This is a genomic window from Marinomonas atlantica, from assembly GCF_001639725.1.
GTDB lineage: Bacteria > Pseudomonadota > Gammaproteobacteria > Pseudomonadales > Marinomonadaceae > Marinomonas > Marinomonas atlantica.
The window spans coordinates 46,744-71,429 of record NZ_LTAW01000008.1; the positions used below are offsets into that span (position 1 = coordinate 46,744).

The 24,686-nt window shown below is 44.8% G+C and carries 28 protein-coding genes; 14 read left to right on the forward strand and 14 right to left on the reverse strand.

Annotated features, from left to right (window positions below; genetic code table 11):
- Window positions 1–61: 61 nt before the first annotated feature.
- From trmB to AYW75_RS14670, 5 genes are all read right to left on the reverse strand, one after another.
- Window positions 62–775 carry a tRNA (guanosine(46)-N7)-methyltransferase TrmB gene (gene trmB, locus AYW75_RS14650; protein WP_067100898.1) on the reverse strand — a complete coding sequence of 238 codons (714 nt, stop codon included), beginning with the start codon at window positions 773–775 and terminating at the stop codon, window positions 62–64.
- Window positions 776–839: 64 nt separating this feature from the next.
- Entirely contained in the window at window positions 840–1,235 is a 396-nt protein-coding gene (locus AYW75_RS14655) for a DUF423 domain-containing protein (RefSeq protein WP_067100901.1), read from the reverse strand.
- Window positions 1,236–1,271: 36 nt separating this feature from the next.
- Complete coding sequence (locus tag AYW75_RS14660; RefSeq protein ID WP_067100904.1) at window positions 1,272–2,258, reverse strand: WD40 repeat domain-containing protein; 987 nt, start codon at window positions 2,256–2,258, stop codon at window positions 1,272–1,274.
- On the reverse strand, window positions 2,233–2,700 hold the full coding sequence (locus AYW75_RS14665) for an Rsd/AlgQ family anti-sigma factor (RefSeq protein WP_067100907.1): 468 nt from the start codon (window positions 2,698–2,700) through the stop codon (window positions 2,233–2,235). The genes AYW75_RS14660 and AYW75_RS14665 overlap by 26 nt, the downstream gene beginning before the upstream one ends.
- A gap of 181 nt (window positions 2,701–2,881) precedes the next feature.
- Window positions 2,882–3,373: a disulfide bond formation protein B gene (locus AYW75_RS14670; RefSeq protein ID WP_067100910.1), complete on the reverse strand. Its 492-nt coding sequence runs from the start codon at window positions 3,371–3,373 to the stop codon at window positions 2,882–2,884.
- Between the two features lie 145 nt (window positions 3,374–3,518).
- On the opposite strand from AYW75_RS14670, the gene AYW75_RS14675 reads away from it, so the two are divergent.
- Window positions 3,519–3,944, forward strand: coding sequence for a flagellar basal body-associated FliL family protein (locus AYW75_RS14675; RefSeq protein WP_067100913.1), 426 nt, complete (start codon window positions 3,519–3,521; stop codon window positions 3,942–3,944).
- A gap of 86 nt (window positions 3,945–4,030) precedes the next feature.
- Here AYW75_RS14675 and AYW75_RS14680 read toward each other — a convergent pair whose 3' ends face one another.
- The 4 genes from AYW75_RS14680 to AYW75_RS14695 form a co-directional block, all read right to left on the reverse strand.
- A complete protein-coding gene (locus AYW75_RS14680; RefSeq protein WP_067100915.1) occupies window positions 4,031–4,315 on the reverse strand; it encodes an oxidative damage protection protein in 285 nt (94 codons plus the stop codon).
- 81 nt (window positions 4,316–4,396) lie between these two features.
- Window positions 4,397–5,551 (reverse strand): chromate efflux transporter, encoded by a 1,155-nt coding sequence (gene chrA / locus AYW75_RS14685; RefSeq protein WP_067100918.1) that lies wholly within the window; start codon window positions 5,549–5,551, stop codon window positions 4,397–4,399.
- Window positions 5,552–5,599: 48 nt separating this feature from the next.
- Window positions 5,600–6,664: an A/G-specific adenine glycosylase gene (gene mutY, locus AYW75_RS14690; RefSeq protein ID WP_067100921.1), complete on the reverse strand. Its 1,065-nt coding sequence runs from the start codon at window positions 6,662–6,664 to the stop codon at window positions 5,600–5,602.
- Window positions 6,665–6,676: 12 nt separating this feature from the next.
- On the reverse strand, window positions 6,677–8,878 hold the full coding sequence (locus tag AYW75_RS14695; RefSeq protein ID WP_067100924.1) for an AsmA family protein: 2,202 nt from the start codon (window positions 8,876–8,878) through the stop codon (window positions 6,677–6,679).
- 185 nt (window positions 8,879–9,063) lie between these two features.
- On the opposite strand from AYW75_RS14695, the gene hisB reads away from it, so the two are divergent.
- The 3 genes from hisB to hisF are packed head-to-tail and all read left to right on the forward strand — an operon-like array spanning window position 9,064 to window position 11,131.
- Window positions 9,064–9,657, forward strand: a complete 594-nt coding sequence (hisB, locus tag AYW75_RS14700; RefSeq protein WP_067038498.1) for an imidazoleglycerol-phosphate dehydratase HisB — start codon at window positions 9,064–9,066, stop codon at window positions 9,655–9,657.
- A 16-nt stretch (window positions 9,658–9,673) separates the two neighbouring features.
- The gene (gene hisH / locus AYW75_RS14705; RefSeq protein ID WP_067100926.1) at window positions 9,674–10,336 is read left to right on the forward strand and encodes an imidazole glycerol phosphate synthase subunit HisH; all 663 of its coding nucleotides are present in this window, start codon (window positions 9,674–9,676) and stop codon (window positions 10,334–10,336) included.
- A 21-nt stretch (window positions 10,337–10,357) separates the two neighbouring features.
- Complete coding sequence (gene hisF / locus AYW75_RS14710) at window positions 10,358–11,131, forward strand: imidazole glycerol phosphate synthase subunit HisF (RefSeq protein ID WP_067100929.1); 774 nt, start codon at window positions 10,358–10,360, stop codon at window positions 11,129–11,131.
- A 67-nt stretch (window positions 11,132–11,198) separates the two neighbouring features.
- On the opposite strand, the gene AYW75_RS14715 is transcribed toward hisF, so the two are convergent.
- The gene (locus AYW75_RS14715; protein WP_067100932.1) at window positions 11,199–11,786 is read right to left on the reverse strand and encodes an SCO family protein; all 588 of its coding nucleotides are present in this window, start codon (window positions 11,784–11,786) and stop codon (window positions 11,199–11,201) included.
- 9 nt (window positions 11,787–11,795) lie between these two features.
- A complete protein-coding gene (locus tag AYW75_RS14720; RefSeq protein WP_067100935.1) occupies window positions 11,796–12,236 on the reverse strand; it encodes a hypothetical protein in 441 nt (146 codons plus the stop codon).
- A gap of 198 nt (window positions 12,237–12,434) precedes the next feature.
- Between AYW75_RS14720 and gshA the strand changes: the two genes are divergently transcribed.
- Window positions 12,435–13,985 carry a glutamate--cysteine ligase gene (gshA, locus tag AYW75_RS14725; RefSeq protein ID WP_067101131.1) on the forward strand — a complete coding sequence of 517 codons (1,551 nt, stop codon included), beginning with the start codon at window positions 12,435–12,437 and terminating at the stop codon, window positions 13,983–13,985.
- A 69-nt stretch (window positions 13,986–14,054) separates the two neighbouring features.
- Here gshA and yihA read toward each other — a convergent pair whose 3' ends face one another.
- The gene (yihA, locus tag AYW75_RS14730) at window positions 14,055–14,693 is read right to left on the reverse strand and encodes a ribosome biogenesis GTP-binding protein YihA/YsxC (RefSeq protein WP_067100937.1); all 639 of its coding nucleotides are present in this window, start codon (window positions 14,691–14,693) and stop codon (window positions 14,055–14,057) included.
- Between the two features lie 197 nt (window positions 14,694–14,890).
- On the opposite strand from yihA, the gene AYW75_RS14735 reads away from it, so the two are divergent.
- The 9 genes from AYW75_RS14735 to tatC all read left to right on the forward strand — a co-directional run bounded on the left by AYW75_RS14735 (window position 14,891) and on the right by tatC (window position 22,070).
- Complete coding sequence (locus AYW75_RS14735; RefSeq protein ID WP_067101134.1) at window positions 14,891–15,493, forward strand: c-type cytochrome; 603 nt, start codon at window positions 14,891–14,893, stop codon at window positions 15,491–15,493.
- A gap of 167 nt (window positions 15,494–15,660) precedes the next feature.
- Window positions 15,661–16,287, forward strand: coding sequence for a thiol:disulfide interchange protein DsbA/DsbL (locus AYW75_RS14740; RefSeq protein ID WP_067100940.1), 627 nt, complete (start codon window positions 15,661–15,663; stop codon window positions 16,285–16,287).
- 20 nt (window positions 16,288–16,307) lie between these two features.
- Window positions 16,308–17,834, forward strand: coding sequence for a GGDEF domain-containing protein (locus AYW75_RS14745; protein WP_067100943.1), 1,527 nt, complete (start codon window positions 16,308–16,310; stop codon window positions 17,832–17,834).
- 101 nt (window positions 17,835–17,935) lie between these two features.
- Window positions 17,936–18,688: a bifunctional demethylmenaquinone methyltransferase/2-methoxy-6-polyprenyl-1,4-benzoquinol methylase UbiE gene (ubiE, locus tag AYW75_RS14750; RefSeq protein ID WP_067100946.1), complete on the forward strand. Its 753-nt coding sequence runs from the start codon at window positions 17,936–17,938 to the stop codon at window positions 18,686–18,688.
- Window positions 18,689–18,690: 2 nt separating this feature from the next.
- A complete protein-coding gene (gene ubiB, locus AYW75_RS14755; RefSeq protein WP_067100949.1) occupies window positions 18,691–20,334 on the forward strand; it encodes a ubiquinone biosynthesis regulatory protein kinase UbiB in 1,644 nt (547 codons plus the stop codon).
- A gap of 16 nt (window positions 20,335–20,350) precedes the next feature.
- On the forward strand, window positions 20,351–20,683 hold the full coding sequence (locus AYW75_RS14760) for a phosphoribosyl-ATP diphosphatase (RefSeq protein WP_067038487.1): 333 nt from the start codon (window positions 20,351–20,353) through the stop codon (window positions 20,681–20,683).
- 11 nt (window positions 20,684–20,694) lie between these two features.
- A complete protein-coding gene (gene tatA / locus AYW75_RS14765; protein ID WP_067038486.1) occupies window positions 20,695–20,904 on the forward strand; it encodes a Sec-independent protein translocase subunit TatA in 210 nt (69 codons plus the stop codon).
- A 3-nt stretch (window positions 20,905–20,907) separates the two neighbouring features.
- Window positions 20,908–21,285 (forward strand): Sec-independent protein translocase protein TatB, encoded by a 378-nt coding sequence (gene tatB / locus AYW75_RS14770; RefSeq protein WP_067100953.1) that lies wholly within the window; start codon window positions 20,908–20,910, stop codon window positions 21,283–21,285.
- Window positions 21,286–21,305: 20 nt separating this feature from the next.
- Window positions 21,306–22,070 (forward strand): twin-arginine translocase subunit TatC, encoded by a 765-nt coding sequence (tatC, locus tag AYW75_RS14775; RefSeq protein ID WP_067100956.1) that lies wholly within the window; start codon window positions 21,306–21,308, stop codon window positions 22,068–22,070.
- 74 nt (window positions 22,071–22,144) lie between these two features.
- Here tatC and dtd read toward each other — a convergent pair whose 3' ends face one another.
- A complete protein-coding gene (dtd, locus tag AYW75_RS14780) occupies window positions 22,145–22,579 on the reverse strand; it encodes a D-aminoacyl-tRNA deacylase (RefSeq protein ID WP_067100959.1) in 435 nt (144 codons plus the stop codon).
- Window positions 22,580–22,686: 107 nt separating this feature from the next.
- Window positions 22,687–24,507, reverse strand: a complete 1,821-nt coding sequence (gene typA / locus AYW75_RS14785; protein WP_067100961.1) for a translational GTPase TypA — start codon at window positions 24,505–24,507, stop codon at window positions 22,687–22,689.
- Window positions 24,508–24,686 lie beyond the last annotated feature (179 nt).

Here is a 24,686-nt window from a genome sequence, read left to right on the forward strand (position 1 = left end):
TGATTAAAAAACCGACGCTAGCGTCGGTTTTTTAATGTTTATATAGAACAGTTTAGACACATTAATCAGTGATTTTAGTATAAATCAAATCCCATACACCATGCCCTAAACGCTCACCTCGTTGCTCAAATTTCGTCAATGGACGCCATTCAGGACGTGGGTGATATTGGTTTTTACCGGCTGCGTTTTCATAGTTCTTTTGCTCTTCCATCACTTCCAGCATATGTTCAGCGTAAGCTTCCCAGTCTGTCGCCATATGAAAAGCACCACCTACTTTCAACACATTGGCAACTTGCTGTGCAAACAATGGCTGTACGATACGGCGTTTGTTGTGTTTCTTTTTGTGCCAAGGATCAGGAAAGAATAACTGGAAAGCCGCGGCTTGGCCTTGTGGTAAGCAATCTGCCATTACTTCAATAGCATCGTGACAGTACACTCGAATGTTATTTACACCCGCTTCTGCTGCAAGCATCATCAACTTTGCCACCCCTGGTGGGTGTACTTCGATACCAATAAAATCTTTTTCAGGTGCGTTTTTGGCCATTTCAACCAGTGATGCACCCATACCAAAACCTACTTCAAGCACGACGTCGGATGTACGACCGAATACTTCCTCGTAAGCAATACGACCATTGGCAACATCCAAACCATAGACTTCCCAGTTGGCGTCATAGGCTTTCTGTTGGCCATCTGTCATACGACCGCCGCGTACAACAAAACTGCGTATTCTGCGTTGTTTTACTTCTGTATCTGTTGGGTTTTGTTCGTCTTGCATGGAGTTGCCAATCTCAAATTCTAAATTAGGCGCGTATGGTACTAAAATCGAATAAAAATGTCTGTTAATTCACCACATTCTTATGTGGCTTTAAGAAACCGATAAGCAATACTAACCAACCGCTTAAGTAAAGCACGCCACCAACCGGTGTGATCGCACCCAGCACACTTATATCCGTCAGCGTCATAACGAAGAGAGAGCCTGAAAACAATAGATTACCAAGCGTAAAAAGTTTCACAGACCATAGAAATCGGGCACTTACGGTAATCAATACAACCGCTAAAATCCCACCTAAACTGTGGTACATCATATATTGGCTAGCGGTATGCCACCAAGCTAGGCTCTGCTCGGCAACAACCTGCTTTAAGCCGTGAGCACCAAAAGCTCCAGCAGCAACAGAAACAAGAGCTTGAAACGCTGCAATCGCCCCCCAACGCTGCTGAACACTAGAAAGTTGCATGATTTACCTTATTGCTAGACCCAATGAACGTCAGCGTCATTGAAAAACATTCAAATAACCGTTGCTGCCAATAGCGTAGTAGGTATTACCTGCACCAAACGCTAATGCAATAACTGCGGCTCCCGTTGGACGTAATGTATCTTTTAAATGCATATCCCAAGACTGTGTCACTTCTCCAGACATTACATTAACTAGGTTGACACGCCGGTTTTGTTGCCCCAATAGCAAATTACGGTTGTTGTTTGAAAATACCGCTTGGCTAACAGTGACATTACGTGACTGCAGTGCACCTGTGTTTATTTGACTGACCTCTGCACCAGTCAATGTTGACCATATTTTAGCATTGCCTAGCTGTGCAGCGGCGAATACATAAGCACCATCTTTAGAAAGCTTGACTGTCGATACATTGTTGTCTAACGTCCAACGCTGTTTAACTTCACCGGTTGTTAGATCCCACAAAATCACTTGGTAAAGATCATCGCCTGTAACGCCATATCGACCATCAGGTGTAACATCAACAGAACGCACAACAGCGTTTGTACGAAGAGTATGTCGAATACCGCCATTTTTGACATCAAAATAACGGGCCGTTTGATCATCCATACCCACTAACGCATAATCACCGTTACGCGTAAGCTTTAGCGCTTTTACATCACCTGGCGTATTCCAAAAGCCTAATGACTGACCTGTCACTGCATTCCATAACACCATCGTACGAGCACCACCCGTAGCAGCAAAATCGCCACTCGGGTCGATGTCTACACTGATTAACGGCGTCGCTTCACCAGCGGCATGGTTCCAATTATAAACTCGTTGAGATGGGTTGTTTTCCCAATAACTGCCCCCGTGCTGAATTGAGCCAATCAAAGACGCATCGCCATTGTCACTGAGTGCAGCAGAATACAACCCTTGTGCAGCCATAGAACTGGTTGTCACAGGATCTTCTGCTGAACATGCCCCCAGCAGGGCTAATGTAGCACCTGCTAACGCAATGTGCTTAAGCGCTTTCGCTGTGCGCCTCATGCAATTCTTCAATGAGTTGATCCTCATAGGCAAATCGTTCGTCCATTAATAAACCCAGCGTTTGTAAGGCAAAAGGTAAATCGACTAACTGACTGTTACAATGTTCTTTGGTGTCAAACTTGTCATTAAACTCTAAGACGATAGAGGTATTCGTAGACAGCTCTGGCATTATTTTATGCAAGCATTCTAACGCTGTCTCATCATGAAATTCTTTCGCTTCAAGCGCTAGTTGTTCATATACTTCAAAGTGACCTGTTGACACATAATCTACAAGCAGTTCACAAAACGCCAAGACTTTTGGCGTATCCGTTGGTGTGTACTCACCGATATTTCGAAGACCAACATAAGACTCAACCAAGACCTTACGACTTTTCAACCAACGATCGATGATCTCATGTACGCCACCCCATCGCTCTTGCGCAGTTCTGCAACGTTCTAACATGACTTGCCTCCCAACTACGTTCTTATTTTGATGGCTTCGACAGCCTTATCCAAGCCTGCCGTTACGATCCTTCATATTTCAGGTTTTAGCATATTCTGATCTCAAAGCCCCTGCAAGACACAGGCAACAGGCTTTTGTTAACAACTGCTACGTTTGTGTAACCAACTTCATATATGACATTTTATTTTGCTTTGATAGCAATCCATAAATTTATCAACGCCATAGTGGCAAACGCAACCAACGTCCATCCTGGAATACTCAGTCCCAAAAATGTCCACATCACATCGCCACACTCTCCTGTTCCCATAATCATGGCTTGCATAATTTCTTGCCACGGGAAGACTTCAAACATATAGCTCAGACCAGGCAAACAAGCTGGTAGCTCATCCATGGGTAAGCTCTGAAGATATAAATGACGTATAGCAAGACCTGCCCCCAACAAAGACAGTATCACAATAGGCCACGCTAACTTTCGCTGCCATGAGGCGTTATGACCCAATGCGGAAATCAGCGCAAACACACCAATCATAAAAAACGCAATGCGTTGCAGCATACATAATGGGCAAGGTTCTAAGCCCATTTGGTACTCCATGTAAAACGCCGTTCCCAATAAAGCAAACGACACCAATGCGACCAAACCGTGAAAACGACGAGCGGACAACAGCGTAAACATATAAGAAAGATCCTTTTATCGATAGATAACAGTGAACATTGAAAAACTAGACAGTAAAATAAGCATAAAGTGCAACGAACCACTGCCATCTGTTCATATTGAAGGGTAGTATAACGAGTAATGCCGTGAATTCGAGAGAGGAACTATGAAGCACATCACGCTGCTAGGAACAAAGCACCTATTAATCGCGATAACTTGCGTATTGGGCTTTTTGGCCACACCTGCGTTTGCTGAGGACGAAGCTGCGGCTGTTACACCAAGTTATATCGAGCTAACACCTGATTTTATTGTGAACTACAACGCTTCAGGCTCGCGTTTGCATTACATAAAAACCAAAATCAGCTTACGTACCGACAGCAACCGTGAAGGTGTGATTTTAGCTAATATGCCATTGATTCGTGATTCATTGGTGATGTTTTTAAGTTCTCGTAATTCTGAGCAAGTCACTGGTGCCATTGCCCGAGAGCAAACTCGCGAAGAAGCCAAAGTTGCGATTAATGAAACGCTGAAAGAAGAAACGGGGGCAGAACCCGTTATGGACGTCCTATTTTTTAGTTTCGTGACGCAATAAAAACATCTGTTACCTCACATTAAAAAGCCACGACTATATAAATAGCCGTGGCTTTTTCAATCTTGCATTAGAACAGGCGGGGAATCCTACAACTCTTGAATCTCACCAGGATCAACGTAACCTTGTAGTCGGTCTGTCTCTTCATTACTGAAGAACTTATCCATCTGATCCAGCAAGTACTTACGTGTATCAGGCTGCATCAAATTAAGGTGTTTTTCATTGATAATCATTGTTTGTAATGATTGCCACTCAAGCCATGCTTGCTTAGAGACATTTTCAAGCACGTCTTGCCCTTTAGCGCCGGGTAGTGGTGCACGCTCTAAACCCTCTAATTCTTTTTGATACTTTTTACAAAAAACGGTATTCGCCATAATCAACTCTCAATCTTTATTCGCTGTGTGCCAAACTGTCTACCAGTAATAATGGCGCTAACTTCGTCAGTTTCAAGTCACCTAGAATAAAGCACTGACCATGCCACCCACAACAAACGCACTAACCAATTGCCAAATTGCAGGTTTACGCGCTCTTAGCCACAGCAAAGCCAATAGAACAACCATTACCTGCCAAACGTTTGACACACTGCTTGGAATGATTGGAAATATCAACGTGGCTAACAACAATCCGACTACGGCCGCATTGATGGCGATTACTGCGCCCTGCACTTGCGGTTTATGCGACACGTATTGCCAACACTTTTGGCCAACCAGCATCAGCATTAAACCGGGTAAAAAGACCCCCACGGTCGCCAACAGTGCCCAAGCAATCATGGCACCCTCTGGGGCTATTACGGCACCTAAATAAGTGGCCAGAGTAAACATAGGCCCTGGTACTGCCTGCGCAGCGGCATACCCTGTCAGTAAATGCTCAGTAGAAATAAAGCCAGCCAATTGTTCCGACATAAGGGGTAATACAACATGACCACCACCGAATACCAAACTGCCAGCTTGAAACAGCTCAGCAAACAATGCCAACCAACCTGTCCCGTGAATAAAACTGGTCAGAACAAACAGCCCGCAAAATATCGCTAGGGCTATATAAGCAACGCGCGAAGAAATATGTGTTTTGATCTGGATTGGCTTGCTGTCCGTAAACCAGTACGCTCCTATGATGCCTGCTAAAAGCACAAGCAGTAAGCTGCTTAAAGCAAAAGGCCACAATAGAATAAAAACAGCGCCAAGCAAGGCGACCAGACGGGTGCTATTCGTTTTGCAAAAGGTGCTGGCCATACCCCAAATCGCATCGATCACCACCACGACGGCCATCAGCTTTAGTGCGCCCAATACCCCAAGAAAAACAGCGCTGTTCGCAAACTGCATCCCCAAAGCTGCAAACGCAGTTATAAGCACAACAGACGGAAGCGTAAAACCCAAAAATGCGGCGATAGCGCCCAGTAATCCACCACGATGATAACCAACAGAAAAACCAACTTGACTCGATCCAGGCCCTGGCATGATTTGGCTCAATGCCACCCATTGACCGTACTCTTCTTCCGTTGCCCAGCCTAAGCGTTCAACAAACTCTTTACGAAAATAGCCTATATGTGCTGCTGGGCCACCAAAGCTAGTACACCCCAAGAGTAGGAACTTCCAAAAAATCGAGAAAAACATAAGCACTTTGCCCCTATTAAAACGTGTTCTACCTCTCGGATGATGACGCTATATTAGCTGGCGCATATCTTGATGTGAGTCCAACAGGGTCCTAACCGGGGTTGGCAATCCAAGCGACAGCGCGTCATTGATTGCAAACCATTGGTATTTACCACCTTCTTGTATCTCAGCGGACGATGCCACTGTCAGCTCCGACGGGATAATGTCTAAATGATAGTGACTAAAGGTATGACGAAAAGGTGACAGGCTTGTGACATCAAGCACGACAACTGGCAAACGCTGTTCCGCTGCTTGAGCCACATCATCGTCCAAATCTACTTCCGGCAGGCTCCACAAACCGCCCCAGATGCCCGACGCGGGACGCTTTTCTAACAACACTTGATCGGCTTGGCGTAGCACCAACATTTGCGTGCTGCGTATTGGTTTAGCGGCTTTTTTAGGCTTTGATTTAGGAAAATCCGTCGGTGAACCCGAGGCAAGTGCATCACAATCCGCTTGTAAAGGGCATTCACTACAGCGTGGCTTTGAACGGGTACATAAGGTCGCTCCCAGATCCATCATCGCTTGGGTATAGTCACCGCAGCGATCCTTGGGGGCATAAGCTTCTGCAAGCTCCCACATCGCTACTTCGGTTTTGCGCTCTCCAGGCCATGTCGGTACGGCATGAAAACGTGCTAAGACACGCTTCACGTTACCATCAAGTATGGCTAACGGTTCGTTGCGAGAAATGGATAAAATGGCTGCGGCTGTAGAGCGGCCTATGCCTGGTAGTTCACACACGCCCTCTTGAGTCATTGGAAATTCCCCTTCCCAATGCTCTACCAACTGTTGAGCCGCTTTGTGCATGTTGCGCGCACGAGCGTAGTATCCCAACCCACTCCAGTGCGCTAAGACATCATCTTGCGGCGCGCTTGCTAGTGCGAACACATCGGGAAAAGAGGTCATGAAACGTTCGTAGTAAGGGATCACTGTGGTCACTTGCGTCTGCTGCAACATGATTTCAGAAATCCATACACGATAAGGGGTTTTGTTGTGTTGCCAAGGTAAGTGCTTGCGCCCGTGCTGGTCAAACCAAGCCAGTACACGGGGCGCAAAGTTATGTTTCGGAATCATTCATTACCGCAATTAGAATAAATCTTTAAGTTTGCTTTTCAGTTTATCTTCAAGCTCTTGTTTTGCTTCGTCCTTTTTCTCGTCTAAACGCGCTTTTTCAGCGTCTAACTTTTCCTTAGCTCGCGCTTTTTCAGCGTCCAATTTCACTTTGGCCGCTGCTTTTGCTTCGGCAATTTCTTTACCAGCGATGGCTGAAATAAAACCTTTCACATCTGGACGACATAGGCTGGCTGCATCATCCATGAAATCCCCCTTACAGACAATCGGAAACTCAATATTGGCAACGTCTTTATTGACCGCACAACTTTCATCAAGTCCACTGCCAACCAGTGCAACTCGGGTTTCATAGTCCAAACTATTACTTGGTAATGAAATAACACCATTACCGGTGACGCCAAGCGTCAAGGATTGCATACGTAAGCCCGGTGTTGATACTTCACCGTTTACAATTTTGGCAGGGATGCGCATGGTTTCAAACGGAGTGTCTTCTTTGAAAGCACTTTCGTCTAGCGTTTCAGTACGAGCTAAGGCAATGCCCTTACATACCATTTTAGTATAATTGGTACCAAGCAGAGCACCGTCGGTAATATTGACTAATAAGTCACCGTTTAGATTCGAAATCAACTCCTCAATACGATTACCATGTGTACTCAGATCACCCGTCAAGTTGGTTGCACCACGAACTTTCTCAAGCGCCATGAAATCTTTTAATAATGGCAAGATTTCAACACTTTCAATACTCGGGGTCACTGCCATTTCCGGTGTCTTACCGGTTACATCAAGCTGTGCTTTTAGTTGCGCGACACCATCATATAAATGCACTTGAGCTGGCGAGATATTTACTTTTCCATTGGTTTGCGTCGTATCCAGTTCAATTTTGTCCAGCTGTAGATTCTTTACTTTAATGTTATCAAAGGCAATGCCGACATGACCATTTAAAGAGCGTACCAAGTCTACTGGGATGAGCTCTTGCTCTGATGTAGTAGTGCCTTGGCCTGCAGGCACTTCAGTACTGTCCTCACTAGCGGTTTCAGCATCTTTAACGGGAGGTAAATAGCGGTCTAGGTCAAGATTAGCACCGGCAATCGCAATGTCCCAATTTAATGGGGAAAGGTTTAACAAAGCATTCGCTTCGATTGTCGTATCATCAACGTTAATTGAGATCGGTTGTGCTTTTATGCTGTCCATTGAGCCTTGAGCGGTAATACTCATGCTGGCTTTCTCCAGTACGTTATCATCGGCCATTTCTGGCAACTCAATATTCAACTGGCTCAGCACACTTTTCGGAGAAAACTCGGCCATGTCTAGCACGGCATCAAATTCTGGTGCGCTCAATACTTGGTAAGCATTGACCTGTCCAGTAATGTCCATACCTAACGTATTGATTTTAAGACCTTCAAGCGAAGCGTTTTCCTGAGGCAAATCAAAATCCAACTGAACAACATTCAGCGTAGCATCTAAAGGCGATGCAGGAAGATTGTCACCTGCAACACGAGCATTCAATTCAACGTTGGCAAATGACACGCTTTGACGCTCTGCAAACAACGTAAAGTTGGCAGCAAAGTCCACGTTAGCGGTTATGGCATTGCTGCCATCTAAGTTGGACTGCGTCACAACGGCATCCATTTGCATGGGCCATGCTTCGTCTAAACGAACATTGGTAAACGTAACATTCGAGACCACATCTGAACGCATGCCAGTTCGTTGATCTTCATAAATAACATGCGCATTAACCAGCGCCAGTTCATCTAAAGTAATATCTGGGATAGTGAAGCTTTCATTACTCGACTTGTTATCGTTTTGCGTTGCTGATGTTGCATCGCCAGCTGTTTCAACTTGCCAATTTGGATTGCCGTCTTTATCGACTTTTAAGTTGGCCGTTAAGTTCTCTAATCGAACTGAGTCCACTTCGATGCGCTGTTGAAACAATGGCATCAACTGTACACCAAACTCGGCTTTTGAAAAGCTTACAAGCTCTGGATCGTTCGCCAAAGCAATACCAAAATTTTCCAAACTTAGACCGATGCGGGGGTATATCGACCAATCAATATCACCGTCCATTCTTAATGTCACATTGGCTTTTTCTTTTGCTAGCTCTTGCAACTCCCCTTTAAATTGGTTGGGATCAACAAACACGACAACATAGATAACAGCTGCAATGATTAGAGCAATCAAAGCAACCAGTAATAACCCTAAACGTTTGACCCAAACCATATCGTTTCCCACCTCGGTTACATGCGTTTTTAATAGCTTATTAAATCATAGCATCATAATTGTCTTTTTCGATCCACCTAATAGGCGTGAAAAGCATAGATGCAAAGCTCTGCACGTTTTATAATGGCGTTCAAATATCATTTACTGGGTTAAATACCTGATTTCTAAAGCGGAGAGCTCCTTACATGTCTAACCGGATTGCAACCGTCGAACGCAATACGCTCGAAACGCAAATTAAAGTGACTGTTAACCTAGATGGTACAGGCAAATTTAACTGTGAAACTGGCGTCCCTTTCCTTGACCATATGCTTGATCAAGTCGCTCGTCATGGCTTGATAGACCTTGATATTCATGCGGTTGGCGACCTTCACATCGATGCACATCATACGGTTGAAGACTTAGGAATCACGCTTGGTCAAGCGTTTGACCAAGCGGTAGGTGATAAGAAAGGTATTCGCCGTTACGGCCATGCTTACGTACCTCTTGATGAAGCACTTTCACGTGTTGTTATCGACTTCTCAGGACGTCCAGGATTAGAAATGCATGTACCTTTCACACGCGGTTCTGTGGGCGGTTTTGATGTGGACTTATTTTCAGAGTTTTTCCACGGTTTTATCAATCATGCAAAGGTAACTTTACACTTAGATAACCTGCGCGGGAAAAACACACACCACCAAGCAGAAACGATTTTCAAAGCTTTTGGCCGTGCACTTCGTATGGCATTAGAAGTAGATGAGCGTATGGCTGGTCAAATGCCATCGACTAAAGGCTGCTTGTAATAGGATCGACCTAAACATGAGTACAGAAAACAAAGCGACGGTTGCCGTCATTGATTATGGCATGGGTAACCTTCACTCAGTTGCCAAAGCACTCGAGCACGCGGCAGATGACAATACCCAAATTATTGTCACTAGTGATCCTGCTGTGATTGATGCAGCCGATCGCGTACTACTCCCTGGCGTAGGCGCAATCCGCGACTGTATTGCTGAAATGAAAAAGCAGGGATTGGTGCCAGCGATTCAAAAAGCCATGGCTGAAAAGCCGTTTTTAGCGATCTGTGTTGGCATTCAATCTTTGATGGCCCACAGTGAAGAAAACGGTGGTGTGGACTGCTTAAACCATTTTGATGGTAACGCCCTATTCTTTGGTAATGAACACAAAGATGTCGATGGTACCAAGCTAAAAGTCCCTCACATGGGCTGGAACCAAGTAAAACACACAATGGATCACCCTCTTTGGGAAGGTATCGAAGACGGTGCGCGTTTCTATTTTGTTCACAGCTACTATGTTGTAGCAGGTAATAAGGACGAAGTAGCGGGAACATGCCACTACGGCCACGACTTTTGCGTAGCCTTAGCACGCGATAATGTATTTGCGGTGCAATTCCACCCTGAAAAGAGCCATAAAGACGGTTTGCAACTGTACAAAAATTTCATCCATTGGGATGGCAAGCCTTAGTCCACCAGATAGGAAACTAAAATGGGATTAGCTAAACGTATTATTCCGTGCCTAGACGTGGACAATGGCCGCGTTGTAAAAGGTGTTCAGTTTGTTGACATTCGCGATGCTGGCGACCCAGTTGAAGTTGCAAAACGCTACAACGAGCAAGGTGCTGACGAAATCACTTTTTTGGACATCACAGCCAGCTCTGATGACCGCGAAACCACAGTACATATGGTCGAAGCCATTGCAGCAGAGGTATTTATCCCTTTAACCGTTGGCGGTGGCATTCGTACCTGTGATGATATTCGTCGTATGCTAAACGCTGGTGCGGATAAAGTCGGCATTAACACCGCGGCGGTTTTCAACCCTGATTTTGTGCGCGAAGCGGCTGAACGTTTCGGCTCTCAGTGCATCGTGGTTGCTATTGATGCGAAAAAAGTCAGCGCTGAAGGCGAAGCCGATAAATGGGAAATCTTTACCCACGGTGGTCGTAAGCCTACTGGATTAGATGCCGTAGAATGGGCGAAAAAAATGGTCGACCTAGGTGCTGGCGAAATTTTATTGACCAGTATGGACCGTGACGGTACTAAAAACGGTTTTGACCTTGGCGTGACGCGCGCCATCAGTGAAGCCGTTCATGTTCCTGTGATCGCATCCGGTGGTGTCGGCAACCTACAGCACTTGGTAGATGGCGTTATTGAAGGCAAAGCGGACGCGGTATTGGCAGCGAGTATTTTCCACTTTGGTGAACACTCGATCCAAGAAGCCAAAGAAACCATGCAAGCAGCGGGCATTGAAATGCGTCTTTAAAGATGCGACTCACTCTAGCAAAAAAATGGCGCCCTCGGCGCCATTTTTGTTCTGAACCTATTTCGCGCTAGTCAGCCAACTGCTTTTGAATCGCTGCTGCGATCTCTTCTGATGTAGAGTCATGATACAAATATTGCTTGATCTGGTTGTCTTTACCAATCAAGTATACGCGTGCGCTGTGGCTGACTGTGTAGTTCTTTTCGTCGCCTTTTTCGATGCGATAAAAAGCGCCGTATTGGCGAACCACTTTATCAATTTCTTCTTTTGTACCCGTTAAACCAACGAAGTTTGGATCAAAGAAGTGAACGTATTCATTTAGATGATCAGGTGTATCACGCTCTGGGTCGACACTCACAAAGACAGTTTGTACTTGATTGCGCATGGCTTCCGGTACTTGTTTCAACCCTACTTTTACATTCGCCATGGTTAACGGACAAACATCGGGGCAGTGTGTGTAACCGAAGAACAACAGCTTTAACTTACCGTCAAAATCACTTAATGAAACAGGTCCTTCAGCACCGGTTAAAGTAAAGTCTCCACCTATTTTGCCAGTTTTTTGAGTATCGGTTGCTGCGTTTTTCTGCATCGCTAGCAGAGTGCCTGTAATAGCCAACACGACTAACATGGCAAAAATATAAATCGGTTTTAACTTCATTGGGTTACCCTAGGGTTGAGTCATAGAAAAATGGTAAATAAGCGGTTCAACATCTGAACCATCTGCAACGGAAATAGCCAAACGCCAATCCATGGTTTCTGTGGTGCAAACCGGAATACGTATCTCGCCGACATAGCGATTACCTTGTTGCAGCAATATTGCTTCGGTAATACCCATGTACATGTCTTGCCCTGTCAACGTCGCCTTTAACTTAGAGACGGGTTGTTTCGAGCCCTCAGGTAGCGTTAACGTCAGCGGCAAAGGAACATTCGCTTTAATTGGCCCAGAAAAGCCGAGCGAGAGACCAGAAATACTGTCACATTGACCCGTTTTTACATTGCATTCAGCGACCATTGCGTCATTTTCTGAGGCAAACTGGCGGTAATTAAACGCAAGTAATACAGCGATGGCAAAGCCAATCACAAATAATTTTATAAATGGATGGCGCATTAGCGTTTTAGTTCCTCATTATATGCATCACTATCATGCCATATATAAGAAATTCTGTAATCTTTGCGCATCTGTATTGTGCTTTTCTTGCTGTCCTTCTAAATTGCCTAGTACAATCCAATTAACCCTTTTCCTGATTTAGGATGACTCTCCTTGTTGCGCAATATACATGACGCTCTGACAAAACTTGATCAGTGCATGAATCAAACTGGCGATGTATCCGCTATTACCTTCCATCGTGGCGTAGAACGCGAAGCGCTACGTGTTTCTCGTACCGATGGCAAAATCTCTCAAGCGGCTCACCCAAGTGCATTAGGGTCTGCATTGACACACCCTTCAATCACCACAGACTACTCTGAAGCTCTGATGGAGTTTATTACAGGAGTCCATGACTCGGTTGAAGGCGTCATCGATGAGCTGAATGATATTCACCTGTATACAAACCGTGTATTGGATAGCATGGATGAATGTCTATGGCCAGGTAGCATGCCATGTGCTCTATCAAGTAATGAAGAAGTTCCTATTGCGTATTTTGGCGAGTCTAACTCAGGTCAATTAAAGCGTATTTACCGTGAAGGGTTATCAAACCGTTATGGCCGCATTATGCAGTGCATTGCGGGCATGCATTATAACTTCTCATTTAGTGATGAGTTTTGGCATTTTTTGGCCGACCTTCGTGGTGCCAATATCGATACTCCTGATGCGTTACAAGCATTTAAGTCACAGCAGTATTTCGCTCTGATTCGCAACTTTCGCCGTAAATCTTGGATGTTGTCTTTACTATTCGGCGCCTCGCCGGCGATTGATGCCAGCTTCCTAGAACAAAAGCCATCAAAACTTGCGCCATTGGATGAGCGAACGTGGGGCGGCCAGAGCGCAACGTCCCTTCGTATGAGTGATATTGGCTACCAAAACAAAGCGCAAGACGGCTTGTTTGTTTGTTATAACGAAGTCGATACCTACATTAATACCATCAAAGGTGCATTACGTACGCCTTACCCTGCTTATGAGCAGATTGGCGTTAAAGTAGACGGCGACTACAAACAGCTAAGCCATAATATTCTGCAGATCGAAAATGAGTATTACAGTGATATTCGACCAAAACGTGTAACGCAATCCGGTGAACATCCAAGTGCTGCATTACAAAAGCGTGGCGTGGAATACATTGAAATTCGTATTATGGATCTAGATCCAACCTCACCAATTGGTATGCAACCTGAAACGCTCTATTTTTTAGATACGTTCTTGATGTGCTGTATGTTGCACGGAGACACACCTCTTGATGCAGATGAGTGCCAACAACTACGTAAAACCCAGCAGGAAATCGCCACCCACGGACGAGAGCTTGATAGTCAGTTTGATTTTGGCTTTGGCCCTGTCGCGCTGCGCGATAAAGCATCAGAGCTGTTAGCTCACATGCAAGAAATCGCTCAATTTCTAGCGGAACGCACTGGCAATAAAGCCTATGTTGAAAGTTTAGAAGTCCAGCAAAACAAACTGACGCATTTAGAGACTCTACCTTCAGCGCACGTTCTTCAACTGTGTGAACAATTTGGCAGCTATCAAGCTGCGATGCTCTCGATCGGTAAAGCTCAGCAGGCAGCATGGCTGGGACAAAGTATGTCACCAGAGCTTGAGCAGAAGTTTAAGCAATGGGCAGAAGATTCCATTACGCAGCAAGCGCACATTGAAGCCAGTGACGACGTTGATTTTGATACGTTCTTAAAGCATTACATGCAGCCACAGTAAGTTCTGTGGCACAAACAATACTAAAAAGGGCTTCATTATGAAGCCCTTTTTAGGTTTACTCGCTAGACACTACAAGTTAACCGGAATCTCAGTGGTGTTTTCAAGCTGTAGCCACTGCGCCAATTTCTCACGCAATTGATCCACACCATCATTATTCAAACCAGAGAATGTTTGCGCGGAAGCTTCAACGCCACGCGCTTTCATCTCCTTCATGATTTTTAACATGGTCGCTTGAGCCGGTCCACGTTTTAGTTTGTCGGACTTGGTCAGCAACGCATGTACTTTAACATTGTTGTTGGCCGCCCATTCCAGCATCATCTCATCAAACTCTTTCATTGGGTGACGAATATCCATCACCAATACCACACCCACAAGGGAGCGACGGTTCATGAGGTAGTCTTGCATGTGTGCTTGCCAGTTTTCTTTCATGGCAATCGGCACTTTGGCAAAGCCATAACCTGGTAAATCGACAAGACGTCGATCTTCCACATTTAGGCCAAAACAGTTGATAAGCTGAGTCCGACCTGGTGTCTTAGAAGTACGTGCCAACTTGCGCTGATTGGCGAGCGTATTCAAAGAGGTGGATTTACCAGCGTTTGAGCGTCCTGCAAAAGCCACTTCAAGGCCTTGGTCTAAAGGACACTGTGAAAGTTTTTCTGCACTTTTAATGAAGTGAGCGGATTGAAAGATCGAGTCGAAAGGCGTCATAGATTGATATCAGTCAAAGGGAAATTGTATCGCGTTATAAGTTTTTGCACAGTTGTATATAATGCAAGCCATCCTGCTTACTGGCTTAATGTGGCTGTGCCCTAATTCATACTGGTAAGCATAACAGAAAACGAAGCATCTTGATGCCAGAAAAAGATGTTGATTATCTTCGGTTCAACGCACACCAGAGGCAGCGAATGAAAAAAGTTCTTATCAGTTTGTTAGTAACAGTCGGAGCAACCTCCGTTGCCATCGCTGAAGGAAATCCTGAAGCAGGCAAAGCGCTAACAGCAGTATGTGGTGCATGTCATGGTGCAGATGGTAACAGCCTTGCACCGACGTTCCCTAAACTTGCAGGCCAAAATGAGTCTTACCTGCTTAAACAAATGACAGACATCAAGTCTGGTGCACGCCCTGTTGCGCAAATGACCGGACTATTAGACGGTATGTCAGAGCAAAACCTTGCCGACATCTCGGCTTACTTTGCCAGCCAAAACGTTGTTGTCGGCCAAGCGGACCCAGCGTTAGTTGAGGCTGGCAAAAATATTTATCGTGACGGTAACCCAGCGACAGGGGTCCCTGCGTGTATGGCCTGCCATGGTCCTGCAGGTAAAGGCTTGAACTCAGCCGGCTTTCCACAACTAGGTGGCCAACATGCTAGTTACACAGCATCTCAACTGAAGATGTTCCAGTTTGGTGATCGTAATAACGACGCTGCTAAAATCATGCAAAATATCGCGTTTAAGATGAATGAACGCGAAATTCAAGCGGTTTCAAGCTATATCCAAGGCTTGTACTAAGATCTAATATTTGCTTTTTCTTGATGTAAAATCCTCCTTTATGGAGGATTTTCATTATCTAGACGATATAAACTTGCTGGAATATACGAACTTTCTGTAAGTTTAAGCATCCTAACAAGATCCACTCCATTTGGATGTCATTGAGCCAACTATTCTAGGAGCATTACATGAAAAAGCTTTTTACGGCATTGATCGTTGCCTTGCTAATCCCTTTCAGCGCTTGGGCGCAGGATTACAGCGATGGCAATGGCTATACCACCATTAAAACCCCTGTTCGTACCGCTGATCCAAGCAAGGTCGAAGTTGTTGAGATTTTTTGGTACGGCTGTCCACACTGTTATCAACTTGAGCCGTTGACTCAAACGTGGAAAAAAGACCTTGCTGAAGATGTGGACTTTAAATATATGCCGGCTGTGTTTGGCCGTAATTGGCTGGCTCATGCGAAAGCATTTCATGTAGCCGACATCCTAGGTGTGGAAGAAAAGCTACATTCTGATATGTTTAATGCTATTCATCAAGATGGCAAACGAATGAGTTCTGAAGACCAACTAGCACAGTTTTTTACAAACTATGGTATTTCAGAAGATGAGTTTCGAAAACAATACAATTCTTTCGCAGTAAATAGCCGTTTGTCACAAGCAGATGCTAAAATTAGAGCCTACGGTGCGCGCGGTGTTCCGGGCCTAATCGTGAATGGTAAATACTTAGTCACGGCTGCTACGGCTGGTGGCAATAATAATATTTACTCTGTGGTGAACTACTTGATAGATCAAGAGCGCCAGTTGAGTAACTAATAATGTATTAAGGCATACCTATGGATCCAACTCAGGACAAAGTCATTGAAAGCTTATTAAAAGCTGTCTCTCGTACCAGTATGCTGGCCGAGGGTACAGACCCTGAGTTGGATGCAACGTTACAAAACATCCGTACAAACCTGAGCAAGTCACAAAGCCCGGAAGTTTTACAGCAGACACTTCAAACACTAGAGCCTCTCGTATTGAGCTTTGACGAACAACGTCTAGCAAGAGCTCAAGCCTTTCGTGGCCAGCTACTTGATTTGATAGACTCGGTCGATGAGCTTCCTAATACACAAATGCTGCCACAGGCTAAGAAACAGCTTGAAGCAGATATCCGCAAACATTGGCAATCGGTATCAAGTTGGCCTGAGTTGCTTGCCAAAACCGTTAAGCTTGTTACTAATACACTTACACAGCCCACCACTGAGACTAAGAATGGCTCCTTATTGGGCCGATTTTTTAGACGCAAAGGCGACCAAAGCCCAATTTCAAAAAACGATTCTGAGATCATGTCTCATGTGAGTCACACTTTGGCTGCTCTACTTGCTAACATCACTCTGCCAGACATATACCGCGATCAATTGGTTGATATTAAGAATGCTCTAACTGGCAATAAAGACATTAACCATTTGCCAGCTCTGTTGGATGAAGTTATTAACCTTATCATGGTGGCTGTAGGCAAAACTCAAGAAGACTTAACACTCTACTTAAGTCAGTTAAACGAGCAACTGGCTAGCATTAATGCATCTATTATTGCGAACTACAAAGCCCAGCGTTCGATGAGTTCAACTCGAAAAGATCTTGGCGAAACTTTTCAGCAACATGTCGACAGTACTCAAACAGATGTTCGTAATGCCACAGATTTGAACGACTTAAAATCTTTAATTGATGAACGCATGCACACGATTACTGAAGCCATGACTCAATTTCAAGACAAAATGCAAAACCAAGAGAAACATGCCGCCCAATCAATCTCATTATTAAAAAACAAAGTCAATCGCATGGAGCAAGATGCGACTCAGCTCCGTTCCAATATGCAGCAAAAAATTGCCCAAGCACTTTCTGATGCCTTAACAGGGTTGCCTAATCGCGCTGCCTACCAAGAAGCTATTTTTCCATTACTTACATCAGCCACTCAAATCAAACAGCCGCTTTGTATTGCTGTGTGCGATGTGGATCACTTTAAACGCATCAATGACACATGGGGGCATTTAGCCGGTGACAAAGTACTGCGCATCATCCCTCGCCAAATGCAAAATGCCCTAAGCAAAGAGTCACTTATTTTCCGCTATGGTGGTGAAGAGTTTATTATTGTCTTTCCAATGACGGCGATTGATAAAGCCCGAGAATACTGTGAAAAAGTACGTGAGGCGGTAGAATCAACGCCATTTAATATGAATGGCGACCCGGTCTCGGTCAGTATCTCAATTGGCATCGCACAATTTAATGGCAAAGAGTCTCATGATGAGCTGTTTAGCCGAGCTGACAAAAACCTCTATAAAGCAAAAGAACAAGGTCGTAATAGAGTAATTCACGACAATTAATCTGCTTTATCGTGCAACAAGTCATCAGACACGGTTACAATAGAGGCACTCAAGATTTTTATTATTCGCCTCCCTAAAGGTCGTATTAGGAACGAGATTTTATGCAAGACAAAGAGAACACCACCCATTTCGGTTTTAAAGAAATCCCTACAGACAAAAAAGTAGACGCCGTAGCGGAAGTATTTCACTCCGTAGCTGCCAAGTACGACATCATGAACGACCTGATGTCTGGAGGTATTCATCGTTTATGGAAACGTCATACCATTAGTCAATCAGGTGTTCGTGCGGGCCAAAAAGTCCTTGATATTGCCGGAGGTACAGGCGACTTAACCGCAAAATTTTCTCGCTTAGTGGGCCAATCAGGTCAAGTCGTATTAGCGGACATTAACGATTCCATGCTAAAAGTTGGCCGTGACAAACTGGCAAATCTAGGCGTCGTAGGAAACGTTCAGTACGTACAAGCTAATGCTGAAGAGTTACCGTTTCCAGATAATACGTTTGACTGCATTACGATTGCTTTTGGCCTACGCAATGTCACGGATAAGTCTAAAGCGTTAGCTTCTATGCAGCGAGTATTGAAGCCTGGTGGCCGATTATTGGTATTAGAATTCTCTAAACCTGAAACCGAGTGCGTCAGTCAAATTTACGATCAGTACTCATTTCGTTTATTGCCTTTTATGGGCAAACTCATTGCGAATGACTCTGAAAGCTACCGTTATTTAGCGGAATCAATCCGTATGCATCCAGACCAAGAGACGCTTAAAGAGATGATGAAGGATGTCGGCTTTGAGCGTGTGACATATCAAAATATGACTGGCGGCATTGTCGCCCTTCACAAGGGATTTAAGTTTTAATCATGTGGAACAGCGCCACTCGTTTTTTACGTATCGTACTCACCGTTTTACGGTACCGACTAGACACTTTTATTCCAATCAAGTTGCTACCTTGGTACCTAAAATACACCCTAGGTATTGTACTCGCCATTGGCCGAAAAGGTGCAGAACGCAATCGTGGTGAACGCTTACGCTTAGCGCTTGAATCATTGGGCCCTATTTTTGTTAAATTTGGCCAGATTTTGTCCACTCGGCGTGACTTGCTACCTGACGATGTTGCCGACGAACTGGCTCGGTTACAAGACCGCGTACCACCTTTTTCCGGCGACTTGGCTGTCGCCATTATTGAAAAAGACCTAAATGCTAAGATCGATGATATTTTTGACGAATTCGATCGAACCCCATTGGCGTCTGCCTCCATCGCTCAAGTACACACAGCAAAGTTGAAAACGGGTGAGCACGTTGTCGCTAAGGTCATTCGACCAAAAATTGAGAAAACCATTCGTCAGGACATTAAATTACTGTACATGTTGGCTCGTTTTGTTGCTAAAACCAGTACAGATGGCCGACGATTACGACCTGTCGAAGTGGTTCAAGATTATGAGTACACGATTCTTGATGAACTGGATTTAGCAAAAGAAGCCGCCAACACAGGATTGTTGCAACGCAACTTTACTGACTCTGATTTGCTGTATGTACCCAATATTTACTGGGACTATAGCCGACGTAACGTGATGGTAATGGAACGAATTTCAGGTATACCTGTAGCTGACATTCCTGCCTTACGCGAACATAACGTCAATATGAAAGTTCTGGCTGAACGCGGCGTAGAGATCTTCTTTACTCAGGTGTTCTCTCATAGTTTCTTCCATGCTGATATGCACCCCGGTAACATCTTTGTTGATCCTTCTAATCCAGAACGACCGAAATACATCGCAATTGATTGTGCCATTATGGGTAGCCTCGACGATGCCGATAAGAACTACTTAGCACGCAATCTACTGGCTTTCTTTAAACGCGATTACCGCATGGTCGCAGAGTTGCATGTAGAAAGTGGCTGGGTTCCTAAGGGCACACCAGTGCATGCGTTTGAATCCGCTATTCGTAGCGTCTGTGAACCTATGTTTGCCAAGCCCCTGAAAGAGATTTCATTTGGCCAAGTATTACTTGGGTTGTTCCAAACGGCACGTCGCTTCAATATGGAAGTACAACCGCAGCTCGTGCTACTGGAAAAAACACTGTTGAATATCGAAGGTCTTGGTCGTCAACTCTACCCAGACTTAGATCTATGGGTTACCGCTAAACCTTTTCTAGAACGCTGGATGAGCGAACAAGTAGGGCCTAGACGCCTACTGGATGAAGTGAAGAAACAAGCACCAGAATGGGCTGGGCAGTTGCCTCAAATTCCAAACCTTGTCTTTTCAACGCTGACCCACTTGTCACATCAAGAAGCTCGAATCGCAGAACAAACTGAGTCCCTAGAGCGTTTACGTAAAGAGATGCGCCGCTCACGCCGAAATCAGCCCTTTAAATTACTTGGCCTATTAGCCATAGGTGGTGCGTGGATAACTACCGATAACATTGCTCTAGAGCACCTTGCGCAAGCAGATATGTTGAGTTTAGCGCTGTTTTTAGGCGGCATTTACCTGCTAGTATTAAAACCGTAACATTTGAGAGACTATAATGAATATTGATGTTTTGGCTGAATTGGCCACTACGTTAGAAGAACGTAAATCTGCTGCCGCAGACTCATCTTATGTCGCTAGCCTGCATGCTAAAGGCTTAAATAAGATCCTTGAGAAAATCGGCGAAGAAAGCGTCGAAACTATCATCGCAGCCAAAGATTCGGTTATTTCTGGTGATAAAAAAGACGTGATCTATGAAACAGCAGATCTTTGGTTTCACACGCTTGTGATGCTATCTCATTTAGATCTTGCTCCGCAGGACATATTAGATGAGCTGGCACGCCGTTTTAATTTGTCTGGCTTAGAAGAAAAAGCCAACCGTAAAAAGTAGGAGTACCACAAATGGGTGGCATTAGTATTTGGCAACTGTTGATCGTCTTAGCGATTCTTATCCTAATTTTCGGCACTAAGAAGTTGAAAAACCTTGGTTCTGATTTAGGTGGCGCAGTAAAAGGCTTTAAAGAAGCTGTAGATAAAGACGAAGAGCAAAAGGATGGCGAAGGCCAAGCCAAAGCTATCCAAGAAGAAAAGAAAGACGATAAGAGCGCCTAATCTGTGTTCGATATCGGCTTCTCTGAATTACTGGTTGTTTCCGTCGTAGGACTCATTATTTTGGGTCCTGAACGTCTGCCTATGGCGGCGAAAACAGCCGGTTTATGGATTCGAAAAATTCGTCGTAGCATTCAATCTGTGCAGCGAGAGATCAACTCGCAATTGGACCAAGAAGAGATGCAGCGTTCCATCAAAGAAACTAATGAACGTATCATGCGTGAATCGGCAAACTTTGAACAGGAAATGCAGGCCAAAAAGCCCTCTCCTAAGCCTCAGGCAGACCCAGAGCCTAAAGCTGAGACTCCTTCTCAAGACTCACAGGTAGACGCTACGCAACCAACTGCAAACAAAGCACCTGACGACACTCAGTCTCGCGCTTAACTTTCATTGGGAACCCCCAAATGAGTCATGAAGAATCTTCTCAAGCACCGTTGGTGACACACCTCGTTGAGTTGCGTAACCGACTCCTTAAATCTGTATTCATCATCTTACTGATATTTGCGGGTCTTTATTCGTTTGCTAATGAGCTGTATCTGTTTGTTTCTGAGCCATTGAGAGCCTTACTTCCTGAAGGCAGCTCTCTGATTGCAACAGAAGTGGCTTCTCCTTTTATGGCCCCCTTAAAGCTAACCTTTGCCTTGGCGGTATTGGTTGCTGTACCTTACATTCTCTACCAAGCATGGTCATTTATCGCACCAGCACTTTATAGAGAAGAAAAAACCGTCGCGATACCACTCTTAATATCGAGTGTTTTGCTATTTTACTGCGGCATCTCTTTTGCTTATTTCGTTGTACTGCCTTTAATCTTTGGCTTCTTCACCTCCGTAGGCCCAGGTGAAGTGACCGTGATGACCGACATTAATAACTATCTAGACTTCGTGCTAAAGCTGTTCTTCGCATTTGGCGTGACGTTTGAAATCCCTGTCGCTACCTATTTGTTAATTAAGGCCGGTGTAACGACAGTAAAAAATCTATCGAAAAAGCGCCCTTACGTATTTTTAGGCTGCTTTGTCGTGGGCATGTTGATTACCCCTCCAGATATTTTTTCACAAACCTTACTGGCTATTCCTATGTGGCTCCTGTTTGAGCTCGGCTTACTCGCTGGCCGAACCGTCAAACAAGAAGATGAAGAAGACGAAGATGAAACCGAGGCCAGCCAAGCCTAATCATTGACTCAGCTCGCAAATGTAAAAAGGCTAACCTGTTTGGGTTAGCCTTTTTCGCTTTATGCCTATTTGATTTAATCCAGCATAAAAGTAACAGGACCATCGTTGGTAAACTGCACTTTCATGTCAGCACCAAACTGCCCTGTTTCTACCTTATCGTATTGCGCACGTACTTTCGCGACAAAATCATTAAACAAACGCTCGCCTTCTTCCGGCACCGCAGCACTAGAAAAGCCTGGACGCAGCCCTTTTTTAGTCTCAGCCGCCAAGGTAAATTGCGAAACTAACAGCACCTCGCCGCCTACCTGTTGAACATTCAAGTTCATTTTGCCGTCATCATCACCGAACATACGGTACTTTAAAAGCTTATCAGCCAAACGTTGTGTGTCCGCTTCAGTATCGCCTTTTTCAATACCAACCAAAACCATCTGCCCATGATCAATGGCACCAATGGTTTCGCCATCAACAATGACTTTCGCTTCAAGAGATCGCTGTACCAAGACTTTCATCTGTGCTCCTTCTGCTATGTAACAAACATAAAATTTGGACAAAATAAAAGCGCCCTAAGGCGCTTTCATTCCGCTCAAGACCTTGCGGTCTATTTGCTGCTGCTCTATTACTTACGGCCAGCGCGTTTACGCTCGTTTTCAGTCAATAGTTTCTTACGAATACGGATGCTTTCTGGTGTTACTTCTACCAGCTCATCGTCTTCGATAAACTCAAGTGCTTGCTCAAGTGTATGACGAATTGGCGGCGTAAGCGTCAATGCTTCATCTGTACCTGATGCACGAACGTTTGTTAACTGCTTACCTTTAACTGGGTTAATAGACAAGTCGTTATCACGTGAGTGAATACCAATTACCTGACCTTCGTATACTTCTACGGCATGGCCTAGGAACATGCGGCCACGGCTTTGTAGGTTAAACAATGCGTAAGCTGCAGTTTTACCCGTCAGCATACTGATTAACACACCGTTTTGACGCCCATGAGTATCGCCGTCTTTCACTGGACCGTAATGATCAAATACGCTGGTCATGATACCTGAACCAGATGTCAACGTCAGGAACAATCCACGGAAACCGATCAAACCGCGAGAAGGCGTCATGAATTCAAGACGAACACGGCCTTTACCATCCGGTTCCATGTTAGTCAGTTCAGCTTTACGCAAACCAAGCTCTTCCATGATCGAACCTTGATGCTGCTCTTCAACGTCAATAACAACCAATTCGAATGGTTCGTGAGTTTTTCCATCAACTTCTTTCTGTACTACTTCAGGACGAGAAACACCCATCTCAAAGCCTTCACGACGCATGTTTTCGATCAATACAGAAAGGTGAAGCTCACCACGGCCTGATACGATGAATTTATCAGGCGTTTCGCCTTGTTTCACACGCAAAGCCACGTTATGGATAAGCTCTTGGTCTAGACGGTCTTTAATATTACGTGTCGTAATGTATTTACCTTCTTTACCAGCAAACGGTGAGTCGTTAACCATGAAAGTCATGCTTACCGTTGGTTCGTCAACTGTCAACGCAGGCAACGCTTCAACACATTCAGGGTTACATAGCGTGTCAGAAATACTTAGGCCGTCGATACCAGTGATACATACGATATCACCGGCAGCCGCTTGTTCAGTATCAACTCGCTGTAGACCATGGTAGCCCTTAACGTTTAGGACTTTACCTTTACGCTCTTTGCCATCAGCCGATTTAACAATCACTTGCTGGTTTGGAGACAATAGGCCACGTGTGATACGGCCGATACCGATAACACCAACGTACGCATCGTAATCCAACGCAGACACCTGCATTTGGAACATGCCTTCTGGATCAACATCAGGAGCAGGTACGCTGTCTACGATCATTTGATACAGCGGTTCCATGTTCTCTGCCATCGCTTCTGGATCATTACCCGCGATACCATTGATTGCTGAAGCGTAGATCACAGGGAAATCAAGTTGTTCTTCTGTCGCGCCAAGAGAGTCAAATAAATCAAATACTTGGTCCATTACCCAATCAGGACGTGCGCCTGGACGGTCGATTTTGTTGATTACAACGATCGGACGCAGACCACGCTCAAAGGCTTTAGAGGTTACGAAACGCGTTTGTGGCATCGGGCCATCTACAGCGTCAACCAATAGTAGTACAGAGTCCACCATCGATAGTACACGCTCTACTTCACCACCGAAATCGGCGTGTCCAGGTGTGTCTACGATGTTGATGCGGTAGTCATTCCACTTAATTGAAGTGTTTTTCGCAAGAATGGTAATACCACGCTCTTTTTCTTGGTCATTCGAGTCCATAATACGCTCTGAACCCATTTCTTTACGGTCCAGTGTACCTGACTGACTTAGAAGCTGGTCTACCAGCGTTGTTTTACCATGGTCAACGTGGGCAATGATTGCAACGTTGCGTAACTTACTGATATCAATAGACATTAATATTTCTCTGTATTTAGCGACAGGGAATGAGATATAACAAGATTAAGCGGGAATCGGTACGCTTAAAAGCAATCTTGTGTTGTCATTCGGAGTAAAATTCGCGCAATTGTACCCTTATCTTTGTGAACTTCCTATGAAGTTCCCGAAAAAAGACAAAAAAAGTCCATCGCGCAAAT